This is a genomic window from Sphingobacterium sp. B29 (genome assembly GCF_001952815.1).
Lineage (GTDB): Bacteria > Bacteroidota > Bacteroidia > Sphingobacteriales > Sphingobacteriaceae > Sphingobacterium > Sphingobacterium siyangense.
Genome location: NZ_CP019158.1, coordinates 2,726,080 through 2,739,844 on the forward strand (window position 1 = coordinate 2,726,080; position 13,765 = coordinate 2,739,844).

Consider the following 13,765-nt stretch of genomic DNA (forward strand, 5'->3'; position numbering starts at 1 on the left):
ATAAATTTATGGAAACTATTAGAAGTCAAATCTGACCCGTGCACGAATACCCCAGGCTGGTGCATCGACGTGATCAAGATAGTTTAGACGTTTTACGTAGTCTACACGTAAGATTTTAAAGATGTTGGATAAACCGATACTCGCTTCCATATAAGGTTCTGAACCGAACGTATAGGAGCTTTGTATGCCATCCGCGTTGTGCTGCCAAGTGAATACCTTTGAACCATAATTAGGGTCGTCAGGATTGTTTTCTTTACGCAGTCCACCGTATACCCCTTTGAAGCTAAATACTTCGCGTAATTTAAGTTTTTTGATCAACGGAATCTTGTTCAAAAGGAAGCCGTTCATATAATATTGCACGTTCAATGAGGCATTATGGTCACTCACAAACTCAAGGAAGTTCATCAAGTTATACGAGTTCAATTGATAAGCATAGGTCTGGTTGGCGCGGTGGATTGTCAAGAAAGGGAATGGGATCTCTTTCCCTGCAATATAGTTACCCTCAGCTGTCACGTCAGCAAATCCAAATTGACTAAAATAAAAGCGCTTGAATGCACCAACATTAAAGTTGTGGTAATTGTATTCACCCTTCGCTAATCCTTTGATTCCAGCGGTATAATTGAACGTGAAGATCGGATATTGGTTGAATATAGGTGTCCGGTAAATCTTTCCTTGATAAAACTCTTCATGTGGAGCATATCTGAAATTTACAGATACTTCGGTCGAGTTCAATTCATTGAACAGTCTACTTTCATTGTTGGCATCGACCATTTGGTAAGTCAGACTTCCTGCAGGTGTTTGTCTGTTGATATTGAAAGCAGCGCCAATAGCCAGGTGATTTAAAAATTCTTTTTTATACTCTAAGCCATAATTTGTCTCATAGATGTAACGGTCATTATCTCCGCGTTTGAAAGATAGCAAGAAGTTGTCTTCCTGAATAAATTCCAGTTTTTGTCCCGGAATCTTCGTATCCTTTTTATAAGAGGCCCTGATGTAGTGCATCGGGAAGGAGTATACTGATTTGTTGTTGAACGCATAGGTGCCGCTGAAAAAGTATTTCCACTTCTGATCTTTAAAACCATAGGCCGCATAAGTTTCAGCATAGAAGCGTTTGCTTAACGATTCTGTCGTACGTCCGCCGACACGTAAACGGAAACCTTCTACGGGATTAAAGCTATAGAATGTATTGACAGGGCCGATTTCAACTGGACCAGCCTGTTTGTATCCCGATAACAGCAACGCGGCGATATCCATGAAGGTACGGAATGAAGGAATCTTTTGTAATGTATCTATATTATGATAGATGTTCAGTTCGTTTTGTGCAAGGGCAAGCGGACGTTGTGTTTCAAATAAGGATTTTGTCGCTTTCTTATTTTCGACGTTATAGGCAATAACCGTGGACGGGCCGTCATAGATGCTGTCCGGTTGCTGGATGCCAACTTTGTAATTGTTGTAATCTACAGTTCGGCTACCGCGTATACCCATACCTTTCTCTGTTAAAGAAAAATCGATGCCTAGTGTACTTGTTTTTAGGTAGAATCGACTTTTGCTGTCTTTCTCAAATTTAAGCTGTATCTGAAGGTCACGGACAAAGTTTAGATTAATATCATCAGCAACAGTCATATTGGCGCCCTGCACGGCATAATTGCCGTCTAAAGTAACGTACAGTTGACCTTTGAATAACATGTCCGCTTTGTTGCGCGGAAAGAAGCTTAATTCGACCAACCAAGGTTGTACAGTCTTAATCGTATCCGTAATAAAAAACTTATAAAAAGTAGGAGCGGAGTTTGCAATCGGACTTAAAAACTGATTAGTAACCAATGAAATGTTGTTGTCATAGATATCAACTTGTTCGTACAGTTTATTGAAATAGGCTGTGAGACCATCGTTGTCAATAAATTTAGGGTCAAACTGTGCACGTTGGTCACCAAGGATATACTGTTTGGTTTTGCTTGGATCTTTACGGTAATATACCTTGGACATTTTTTCTTCAATGAAAGCAGGCAAAACATATTTGTTGGCAGTTTTAGCAGAGTCGTCCGTTTCAAAAAGAAATTGATAGTTTTTGAATATTTTTTTATTGACAAATTTCTCCGACAGATTGCTTAATCCTAAAGACATCTTCTCGTATTGGTCAAATTCAGCATATTGTTGCCCTGAAAGTCTGTTTTTTTCCTTATTCTCGATGACTTTTCGGATCAATGCGACAGCAGGATTATCTTTGTTGCTGTATTTTTTCTTTTTGGCCTTGACGACAACTTCTTCCAGCATGTTGTCCTGTTGATCCATCAGAATTTCTTTTGTTTGCGTGGCATCATTCGTAACAAAAGCGTCTTTGCTGTCATAACCAATGTAACTTGCTCTGATTTTTACATAAGATGTTGGAAAGACAAGTTTGTATTCACCATTTGCATTGGTCGATGTTGTGGTTCCAGCAGAAGCTGGTGCGCCAACAACGGCTACGGTAGCATAGGGTATAGGATTCTTGGTCTTTGCATCTCTAACTGTGCCGGTTACGGTTTTGTTTTGGGCAAAAGCCATGGAGACCGTTAGCACGAGCGTTATCGAAAAAAAGAGTTTAGTTATGAAGGTTGTTGCGTTTATTTTAGCTCTCATTATATTGCTATAATCTTGAAAATTCAAAATTGTTTTCCTGTTTCTACTTTATTTTTGACTTTATAGGTATTAAAATCAAAAAATCAGTGAACAAAGGAAACAAAAAATTAAGAATAATTAAAATTTTATTGTAATGTAATAAAGGAAAGTAATTGAATTATATTTCTTTGTAAATAGCTGTTTATTAGTTTTTTATGTTAAATTATTGATTTGGGTCAATAAATTTTACATTACATTTTGACTTGGGGATGATTTTCCGCCGCTTTATTTACTGACTTTTGTAACGATATAGTCAGCGCTATCAAAAATCTGGCTCGATTTCGAAGGTCATTTCTTGCTTGGAACGAGGATGAATAAAGGTAATTGAAGCTGCGTGGAGGTGTAATCTATTGGCTTTTCTGCCATAGAGATCGTCACCAACAATAGGTGTATTTAGGCCATTTGGATGAACGGCATGCATGCGAAGCTGGTGGGTGCGGCCAGTCAGGGGGTAAAACCTGACCCTCGTTTGATTATTCGCTATCGCAATTTTTTCCCATTTTGTCTGCGCTGGCTTGCCATAAGTGTAGCAGACCATTTGCCGGGGTCTATCATCCAGATCTACGCGAAGTGGGAGGTCGATCATACCTGATGCGGCTTCGATAATACCATCCAGTAAGGCAATGTATGTTTTTTTGATGGTATGTTGTATAAATTGATCTTGAATAAATTTATGGGCCTCTTTGTTTTTGGCAACAACCAACAAGCCGGATGTAGACATGTCGAGGCGGTGGATAATAATCGGTCCCGCATTTGGGTAGCGTTGAAGAATACGGTTGTAGACCGAATCCTTTACATATATTCCGGGGACAGACAGAAATTCGGCCGGTTTGTTGATGATAATAATATCCTCATCTTCGTAAATTTGAGGAAGTGCTATATCCAAAGTCATTTCCTGTTGCATTGGATTGGGATCTACGACCAAGCCTTCGAGCATATACCCTAAAATCGGTTCACATTTTTTGCGGCAGGCAGGGTAGTAGTTTTTGTGCCTGCGTATTTCAGATGCAGGTGAGCAGCCCCACCAAAATTCGGCCAAAGCAAGGGGTGTTAACTGGTTTTCATAAGCATATTGCAGCAATTTTGGCGCTGCGCATTCCCCCGATCCGGCAGGCGGTGTTGTGCGGTCAAATTCATCGAATATGCCGACTACATTTTTGTGTTGCCCTTTTGCATTGCGAAAATTATATTGTTCGAAAAGCTGTTTTTGAAGATTTCCCGAGCGCATTTTGCGTTCCTCTTTTAGCGCAGTAATCGTTGATAGCAACTGGTGTAAATGGTTACTTTCTGTCTCCAGGGCCAAATGCATTTCATATTGAAAACGTTGAAGCTGTTGTTTGTCTTTTAAACTCTGGCTCCGCATGTCTTCCATCAATAATTCATACTCCGCATCCGATAAACTGACCTTTAATTTTGTGCGGGTTTCTTTGCGTTCCTTCTTTTGAATTCTCAATTTCGATTTTAGCTCATCGAGTGATTTATCCCATCCGTTTTTTAATAGACCAAGATTACGTTGAGCATGTGCTAGCTCTTCACTTGTTTCAAGATTTTCTATTTTTCGGTTCAGCGCATTGAGATGCACCTCTTCGTTTAGGAAAAAACTGTTTTCTTCCAACATATCGAAGATGGGGGGTACAAAATGCCGGTGTTTGTTGCTCCCGGCCAGTTTTCCCGAAACAGCGGCAAGGTAGCCAAGCTCATTGTGTTGGTTTTTGACAACCAGAACACCGAACATTTTTCCAATAGCGAGTCCCTCCACGGCGGCGTCTAGGCCAAAATTGTGGGTCCAATCGTCTTGGGTTTCGATGTAGTGTTGGAGTTCTTGTGCGGCGGTGACGGCAAGGGGATGCGGTTCATAGCAAAATGGAAAAGTAAATCGTGTCGGAAGTTCAATAGCTGAAATATCCTGTTTGAATTGATGAAAATATGTATTGTTGTCCATTTTGTCCGCAGCGCTCCCTCAAAATAAAGATGTTCGCAAAAATACAACATTATGTGCTTTAAATAATAGCTTGATCGATTTTTGTTTAAAATGTTTCGTGCATAAGGCACTGTCTGGGTTTTATTGCGGTCAACAAAGATCAAGGTATGTGCAGCTTCGGTATTTTCATTTTTCGGCATAGCAAACCTTTTGCAGCTATACGAAATGCAAGTCGGTTTTGGTATAGTGAGTTGAGGTAATTATTGTGAATTTGAGTGGCTTTTTATTTGGTTTTTACTGCATTATTAGGTAAATTTAACTAAGCATTTAAAACATATAGTTAACAAAGGAATATACATATGAAAACTTCAATTGGAATTAAAGATGCAGACTTGAAAAAAGTTGCAAAGTTGCTAAATGTGCTGTTGGCAGATGAACACATTATCTACATGAAAACGCGCAACGCGCATTGGAATGTGGAAGGTGCGGATTTTCATGCTGCTCACTTATTTTTGGAATCACAATACGATGAACTAGCTGAAGTGATCGATGAAGTCGCAGAACGTGTACGTACTTTAGGGCATTATGCGGTAGGTACCTTTGATAAATATTTGAAATTGACTCGTTTAACGGAGTCTACTTCAGAAAAAACCGACAGTCAGTCCTATTATAAGGAATTGTTGGCTGATCATGAATCCATAGCGATGTCAATTCGCGCCGATCTTTCCTTAGTTGAAGGAACGGCGGATAATGGTACGGAGGACTTTTTGGTCGGATTATTAGAAAAGCATGAGAAGATGGCTTGGATGCTTCGTGCGCATTTCATTAAGTAAGCTGTAGAAGTTTATCCACAGGTATTGAAAAAAAATTCCGTCTATCCCAATAGGCGGGATTTTTTTTTGTGTTTTGTTGTCAGCGCAGGATTAATTTTCTATCTTAAAGAGGAATTAAGCCTTCAGAAACTTTTTAACATATTACAACTATGCTTGAAGACGACAACCTAAATCAAACCACACTAAATGAGGAGGAAAATGATGGTACTTTGGAGAGTATGCATCATGTGAATAATCCGGTATTGGATTTACCTAAAATTGAAAAGAAATACCTTGAAACCATAGTAGCCCACAATCAAAACGATAAGTCCTATTATTTTTCTGACGGCAAAGCCAAGGTAGAAATTAAGATCGTCACGGACGAGATCGTCAGGGTGCGGCTGGCTCCACAAGGAACTTTTTTGGAGGATTTTTCTTATGCCTTAGCCAAGAAAGATCACCGTGTTAGTATACATCAATGCAAGGAAGAGGCAGACCATTATCTGGTTCATACAAATACAATTTCTTGTAAGATCAATAAGAGTGACTTTTTGATTTCTTTTTCGGACCGTTCAGGGAAGCTATTTAACGCTGATTTGGCACCGATGCACTGGGAGGAAAATCCCGATTTTGGAGGTTACTATGTATACAACACGAAAGTGGCCTTTGAAAATGAAGCTTTTTATGGACTAGGGGACAAGGCCACTAAATTGAATCTGAGAGGTAAAAGACTTAAAAACTGGAATTCAGATACTTATGCTTTTGCTTACGATCAGGATCCACTTTATAAAACTATTCCGTTTTATATTGGTTTAAAAGATGGTGAAGCGTACGGCATATTCTTTGACAATACTTTTAAAACGTATTTTGATTTCGCTGCGGAAGATCCGGGAAAAACAAGCTTTTGGTCCGAAGGCGGGGAACTGCAGTACTACTATATACACGGGCCGCATATTATCGATGTTATCCGTCGTTATCATACGTTGACAGGTACGCATTACCTGCCACCCTTGTGGGCAATTGGTTACCACCAGTGTCGTTGGAGCTACTATCCCGAAGCGAATGTCCGCAAGGTTGCTGAGGAGTTTCGGAAGCGACAGATTCCATGTGATGCTATTTATCTTGATATCGATTATATGGAAGGATACCGCTGTTTTACCTGGAATAAGCAGTATTTCCCCAATCCTAAAAATATGATCAGCGATTTGGCCAATGATGGTTTTAAAACCGTGGTGATGATCGATCCGGGTATTAAGGTTGATGAGAACTACTGGGTGTTCAGGGAAGGGAAAGAAAATAGGTATTTTTGTCGTCGAGGGGACGATTATTTTATGGAAGGATTTGTGTGGCCCGGACGTTGTCAATTTCCTGATTTTACCAATCCGGAGGTTCGTCAATGGTGGGGTACATTATACCAGGGGCTTGTGGAAGATGGTGTTGCAGGCTTCTGGAACGATATGAATGAGCCGGCGGTATTTGGCCGCGGAACATTCCCCGACGATGTACGTCACCAGTACGATGGCCATCGGGGTTCACATCGCAAGGCACACAATGTTTATGGCATGCAGATGGTTCGGGCAACGTATGATGGCTTAAAGAAATTATATAAAAACAAGCGCCCATTCACCATTACCCGAGCGGCTTATGCGGGTACACAACGCTATTCTTCGGTTTGGACTGGCGACAATCTGGCGAGTTGGGAACACCTCAAGCTGGGGACCTTGCAATTACAGCGTCTATCCACTTCGGGTATGTCCTTCTGCGGCACGGATATCGGTGGATTTACGGGCGAACCGGACGGTGAATTATTTACGCGATGGATGCAATTTGGCGTTTTCTCGCCCTTTATGCGTGTGCATTCTGCCGGCGATACCCGCGATCGTGAGCCCTGGAGTTTTGGGGAGGATTGGGAAAAGATCAATCGGAAATTTATCGAACTCCGGTATAAGTTGTTGCCGTATATCTATACCTGTTTTTGGGAGCAGACCAAGTATGGTTTTCCAATATTACGTCCGATTTCCATGGTCGAGCAGCATATACCGACCAACTGGCAACGTGAGGAGGAATTCTGTTTTGGGGATAAAATATTGGTGTCGCCGGTATTGCAGCCAGGACAAAAAAGCAAGATTGTCTATCTACCTGAGGGAACTTGGTTCTATTATTTCAATAATGAAATCTACGTGGGCGGTAAGGAACATACCATCGCTACGCCGATTGATGAAATGCCGATTTTCATTCGCGGGGGATCTGTTATCCCTGAATATCCGGTGATGCAATATACTGGTGAAAAGAAAATTGAGGAGCTACAGCTCAATGTTTACTTCGCTGAAGGTGTAACCCGTTCGTATGTGTATTCAGATCATGGCGACACCTTTGCGTATGAACAAGATATCTATCTTGAAAAATGTTTTACGGTTTCAGGGCTCAAAGAATCCTTGTCGATCAAACAAACCAGAGATGGGCTTTTTACAGAGCGATACGAAGAATATAAACTACAGTTGATCGGCCTGCCTTTTCAAGTGAAGAAGGTGAAGACCGATGGTATTGATACAAAAGTACAAGTAGATGAAAAGGGGCGGTATTGGATTAATGTCGCACGAGAATTTGATAACATATTGATAGAAGGTTAAACATGGCCAATGAAGTAATTCCGCATAGTCTCTTTTCTGAATTTGATGTCGCCTTATTCCAGTCGGGTAAGCACTTCAAATTATACGAAAAGTTCGGTTCGCATGAACTGGAAGTCAACGGTGAAAAAGGCGTTTATTTTGCGGTTTGGGCTCCAAATGCAAAATCCGTCTCCGTAACCGGCAACTTCAATTTTTGGGATAAGGAGCATCACGCGCTCTTTGTGCGCTGGGATGGTAGCGGAATCTGGGAAGGGTTTATTCCGGGGCTTGGCAATGGAGAGACATATAAGTATGTTATCCAGACCTATACTGGTGAGCAACTCGAGAAAGGTGATCCTTTTGCCTTTCGGTGGGAAGTTGCCCCAAAGACTGCTTCCGTTGTTCATTCGACCTGGTATGAGTGGCAGGATAAGCAATGGATGCAGGAGCGTGCCGTTAAAAATAGGCTGGATCAACCCTGGTCGGTCTATGAGGTACATTTAGGGTCCTGGTCGCGGGATCCCGAAAGTCCGGATACGTTGCTCAACTACCGCGAAATCGCCGTGGCACTTGTATCTTACGTGAAGGAAATGAATTTCACGCATGTGGAGTTTATGCCTTTAATGGAGCATCCCTATTATCCTTCTTGGGGATATCAGATAACAGGTTATTTTGCGGCAAGTTCGCGTTATGGTTCGGCACAAGATCTCATGTATCTGATTGAGGAGCTGCATGCCGCCGGGATAGGCGTATTGTTGGATTGGGTTCCTTCGCATTTTCCGGGTGATGCACATGGTCTTTATCGTTTTGATGGGACGGGCTTATACGAGCATGAAGATCCCAGGAAAGGGTTTCATCCCGATTGGCAATCCTATATTTTTAACTATGGGCGAAATGAAGTACGTTCTTTTTTGATCAGTAATGCATTTTATTGGTTGGATCGTTTTCATATCGATGGACTTCGGGTCGATGCGGTAGCTTCTATGTTGTATTTGGATTATAGTCGAAATGCAGGCGAGTGGATTCCCAATGAATTTGGAGGAAATGAGAATCTCGAAGCGGTACAATTTTTAAAAGAGCTGAACGAAGCCGTTTACGGACATTTTCCACATGTGCAGACAATCGCCGAAGAATCTACTTCTTGGCCGAGTGTCAGTCGGCCAACGTATGCTGGTGGATTGGGCTTCGGAATGAAATGGATGATGGGCTGGATGCATGATACGTTGGATTACTTTAAAGAGGATCCGATTAACCGCAGTTATCATCATGATCGACTCACCTTTGCGACAGTATATGCTTTCCATGAAAATTTTATGCTGCCCTTGTCACATGATGAGGTCGTTTACGGAAAGCAGTCCCTAATTTATAAAATGCCAGGCGATGAATGGCAAAAGTTTGCCAACTTGCGCGCATTGTATCTCTTTATGTATACTTTTTCGGGAACAAAATTGCTGTTTATGGGCGGTGAATTTGGGCAGACTTCGGAGTGGAATGTAAACCAATCGCTTGATTGGCATCTTCTGGAGTTTGCGCCTCATCAGGGTATGAAAAGATTTGTAGCCGATCTGAACGCGGTTTATAAAGCTCAACCAAGTCTTTACCAAAAGGCTTTCGATGCTGCAGGTTTCGAATGGATAGATGCCGGTGATCGTGAAAATTCGATTGTGGTCTATTGGCGAAAGGGATTTGACTCCTGGGATGATACGGTTGTTGTACTTAACTTAACGCCTGTTGTTCGGGAACATTTCCGTATTGGTTTACCTTACGCCGGTGAATGGGAAGTGTTGCTGAATTCGGATGATTTGACCTATTTCGGTTCCGGAATACATAATCTGCATATCCATAGTGAGCACTTGCATTGGATGAACCAAGTACAGTCTGCACAACTTCATTTGCCTCCTCTAGGAGGCTATATCCTCAAAAGGAAGAAGGAACTAAAGGATGTAAATCCGGTGAAGCAGGGAGAACGTACACCTGTATAATATGTTTCTCGAAAATTTGATGATGCACAAGAATAAGTTGAGTTATAAAATATGGATCTGGCCTCAATTTTCAGGTTCGGTAAATTTGTTGTAATAAATAGTAGGAAGGTTGCTTTTTGCCTTTGAAAGAGATAAAATATAGAACTTATTCGAATGAAAGTATTTCACTTGAGTGTTGAATGTTATCCGGTCGCCAAAGTTGGTGGCCTTGCGGATGTCGTTGGGGCATTGCCCAAATATCAGACCAAACTCGGTTGGGAAGCGGCTGTTGTCATGCCCTGGTATGACCGACCATTTGTTCGGGACCATACTTTTACTGTCGTTCACGAGGGTACTTTTTATCAAGGATCTGAATTGTTGAACTATGTTGTTTATAAGGAAGCAGACAATATACTGGGATTTGAGCTTTATTTAGTCAAGATTCCAGGAAAACTCGATCGGCAGGAGGTGTATTGTTATCCCGATGAAGGTGAACAGTTTATCGCCTTTCAACATGCTGTATTGGCTTGGTTTAAGGATAAAGCTATAGTCCCCGATATTGTGCATTGCCATGACCATCATGTCGGTTTGATGCCTTTTTTGATGAAGTATAGCAATGACTATAATTTTCTTGCCGATGTTAAAACGGTAGCCACCGTGCACAATGGGCAATATCAGGGTTGGACACATTGGAGCAAAGCCATTCTGTTGCCTGCTTTCGATAGCTGGAAATGGGGATTATTGGACTGGGATGGTTTAATTAACCCACTTGCGGCCCTAATTAAATGTTGCGATGCTTACACAACCGTATCCGAAGGCTATCTGGAAGAGCTTTATGTGGAAGCAAATGGCTTACAGCATCTATTTTATGATGAGCGAAATAAATCTGTCGGTATTGTCAATGGAATTGACTGGGAAATCTGGGATCCCAACATTGATTATACCTTGTTCGAAAACTATGATGTTGTACAAGCTTTTTCCGGCAAATTGAAAAATAAGGAGGCTTTGGCGAAGCAGTATAAAATCAATCCAGATCGACCACTGCTTGTTTTTATAGGCCGATTTGCAACAGAAAAAGGAGCGGATTTACTACCGGAGATAATTTTGGATTTGACGGAGAAATATCGCGATAGATTAAGTATATTTATACTGGGTGCCGGAGACCCAGCGATCCAGTCGCGTGTGAAATCACTCGTCGATGATGGAATTGATAATTTTGATGTGTTCTTTGGTTATGATGAAAGCCTTGCCCATTGGCTTTATGCCAGTGCGGATTTTCTTTTAATGCCTTCCCGCGTTGAGCCCTGTGGCCTTAATCAGCTCTATGCGATGAAGTACGGTACATTGCCGATCGTGCATCAGGTGGGGGGATTGAAAGATACGGTAATCGATCTGAAAAATGATGGCTACGGTATAGGTTTTGATAGTTTGACAACCACTGAAATTAGTGCAGCGATTGTTCGGGCTATAAATTTTTACGACAGTAAAAAGCAGTTTGAGGAGAATCAACGTAAAATGATGCAGTTGGATTTTTCTTGGGATAAATCTGCAGCGAAGTATATAAGTCTATATAACCAAATAATGTAATTTGATATGTCACGTCATAATGTAGTAGCTATCGTCTTGGGCGGAGGAAGGGGCTCACGTCTGTATCCATTGACCGATCAACGGTCTAAGCCGGCGGTTCCCATTGCCGGGAAATATCGCTTGGTGGACATTCCCATCTCGAATTGTCTTAATTCGGGTTTTAACAAGATTTTTGTGTTGACACAATTCAATTCTTCGTCACTCAACTCCCACATTAAGAATACCTACAACTTTAGTATTTTTAGTAAGGGCTTTGTTGATATCCTGGCTGCCGAACAGACCAATGATGGCGATAAATGGTTCGAAGGTACGGCAGATGCCGTACGGCGATCGTTTCGGAAGCTGGCTAGTATTGATTATGACTATGTACTGATTTTATCGGGGGATCAGCTGTATCAAATGGATTTTGATGCACTGGTTGACTTTCATGTCGAAAACGAAGGCGACCTGACCATTGCGACTATTCCAGTAAACGCCAAAGATGCCACTGGTTTTGGAATACTGAAATCAGATGAAAAGAATCACATTACCTCTTTTATTGAGAAGCCGAATAGTGAGCAGCTGGTAGACTGGAGTTCAGAAGTGAGCGACCATTTAAAGGGTGAGGGTAGGGAATACCTGGCTTCTATGGGTATTTATGTTTTTTCAAAAGGCGTCCTGAAACGTATGCTGGAAGAGAATCGCGGAATGGATTTTGGAAAAGAAATTATTCCCGATGCAATTGATACGAATAGGGTGCTTAGCTATCAATTTGAGGGCTATTGGACAGATATCGGAACCATAGGTTCTTTCTATGAGGCCAACATTGGTTTGACTGATAATATTCCGGCCTTTAATCTGTTTGATAAAAATACGGTTTTCACCCGTCCAAGGATGTTGCCGCCTTCTAAAATTTCGGGTACAACATTGATCAATTCTGTCATTTCGGATGGCTGCATTATCCAAGCGGATAAAATAGACCGTTCCGTCGTGGGAGTTCGTTCGCGGATTGGTACAGGATCTGTGGTGCGCGGGACATATATGATGGGGTCTGACTATTATGAGGATCTCGTCGATATGGAGGATGCAAAGCGGAAAAATATACCTGTGGTGGGTGTTGGAGAACGCTGTTATATTGAGAATGCTATTTTGGATAAAAATTGTCGTATCGGTAACGATGTCCGGATCAATGGCGGACCTCATTTGCTGAATGCCAATCATCCTACCTATACCATTTGTGACGGCATTGTTGTTATCAAAAAAAATGCGGTTATTCCAAACGGAACAACAATAGGATTGACAAGCCTATAAAATTTATAGAACAAGGGAGATAATATATTGTTATCATTGCAAGTTATTCTAATGGAAGTACCGGGAAATACGGCTAATCTACAGGTTCAATTTACGGGTAGGTAGTAAAATAATTGTTTCATGGTACTGTCTTTGCTGGCAAAGAGCATTTTAATATAAAAAAATCGTATGCAATTGAGACAGGTTATCTCCCTTTTTTTTATACTGTTTGTCTTTGTAGGTTGTGATACCTCATTGATGGTTCAAGGTAGTGGTGTCTTACGTGATGCCTCGCGTAGATTTGAACTTCGTAACGGCAATCGAACAGTCGTTTACATTCCAATGCGGCATCTGGGTACACGTGTGTACTATGATCAAATCCAGCGTGCTGTAGATTCTCTTCAACATTTGGGCTATGTTGTTTTTTATGAAAGCATCGCTTATCAGGTGGATAGTGCGGCACAACGTGATCTATATGACCGCAAATTTAGAAAGCTTACAGGGAATCGGCTAGGGTTGCAGCAATGTATTGAAATACCGGGCGATACCTCCCGGGTTCTTCGGGCGCCCATGTACCGTAAACTGGGGCAGCGAATCATTAGTCAGCCCGATTATTCCTTTTTTCTGGTGAATTATGAAACGGCGGTAAATGCGGATATTCCCAAAAATAAATTGCTTGACGAGTTTGAATACCTGTATGGTGCGATCAACCTGGATGATTGTGATTACAAAACACCGCTCCAGGAACCTTATTCCTGCAAACCTATAAAAGCGGCATTAAAAAACAAATTTGATAAAGAATTTGTCATGAAAAAAAGGGAAGAGAACCTGGCTTCGTTAGTTGCTGACGCTCCACAGCAAAAGATTTTAATCTTATTTGGAACCTCACATTTTAAAGGCTTTTTGCGTAATTTGCAGGCTCGGGATCCCAAATGGATACAGATCAAATAA

General features: G+C 41.5%; 8 protein-coding genes. 6 read left to right on the forward strand and 2 right to left on the reverse strand.

Annotation, left to right across the window (positions count from 1 at the left end; genetic code table 11):
- Positions 1–18: 18 nt before the first annotated feature.
- Both BV902_RS11240 and BV902_RS11245 read right to left on the reverse strand, forming a co-directional pair.
- Complete coding sequence (locus tag BV902_RS11240; RefSeq protein ID WP_075992002.1) at positions 19–2,616, reverse strand: DUF5686 and carboxypeptidase-like regulatory domain-containing protein; 2,598 nt, start codon at positions 2,614–2,616, stop codon at positions 19–21.
- Positions 2,617–2,917: 301 nt separating this feature from the next.
- A complete protein-coding gene (locus tag BV902_RS11245; RefSeq protein ID WP_075992003.1) occupies positions 2,918–4,597 on the reverse strand; it encodes an RluA family pseudouridine synthase in 1,680 nt (559 codons plus the stop codon).
- 338 nt (positions 4,598–4,935) lie between these two features.
- Here BV902_RS11245 and BV902_RS11250 point away from each other — a divergent pair, with 338 nt between their 5' ends.
- The 6 genes from BV902_RS11250 (at position 4,936) to BV902_RS11275 (ending at position 13,765) form a co-directional block, all read left to right on the forward strand.
- Entirely contained in the window at positions 4,936–5,409 is a 474-nt protein-coding gene (locus tag BV902_RS11250; protein WP_075992004.1) for a Dps family protein, read from the forward strand.
- Positions 5,410–5,558: 149 nt separating this feature from the next.
- Positions 5,559–8,018 carry a glycoside hydrolase family 31 protein gene (locus BV902_RS11255; protein ID WP_075992005.1) on the forward strand — a complete coding sequence of 820 codons (2,460 nt, stop codon included), beginning with the start codon at positions 5,559–5,561 and terminating at the stop codon, positions 8,016–8,018.
- 2 nt (positions 8,019–8,020) lie between these two features.
- Positions 8,021–9,979: a 1,4-alpha-glucan branching protein GlgB gene (gene glgB, locus BV902_RS11260; RefSeq protein WP_075992006.1), complete on the forward strand. Its 1,959-nt coding sequence runs from the start codon at positions 8,021–8,023 to the stop codon at positions 9,977–9,979.
- Between the two features lie 153 nt (positions 9,980–10,132).
- A complete protein-coding gene (locus BV902_RS11265; RefSeq protein WP_075992007.1) occupies positions 10,133–11,545 on the forward strand; it encodes a glycogen synthase in 1,413 nt (470 codons plus the stop codon).
- Between the two features lie 6 nt (positions 11,546–11,551).
- Positions 11,552–12,835 carry a glucose-1-phosphate adenylyltransferase gene (locus BV902_RS11270; protein ID WP_075992008.1) on the forward strand — a complete coding sequence of 428 codons (1,284 nt, stop codon included), beginning with the start codon at positions 11,552–11,554 and terminating at the stop codon, positions 12,833–12,835.
- 168 nt (positions 12,836–13,003) lie between these two features.
- A complete protein-coding gene (locus BV902_RS11275; protein ID WP_075992009.1) occupies positions 13,004–13,765 on the forward strand; it encodes a hypothetical protein in 762 nt (253 codons plus the stop codon).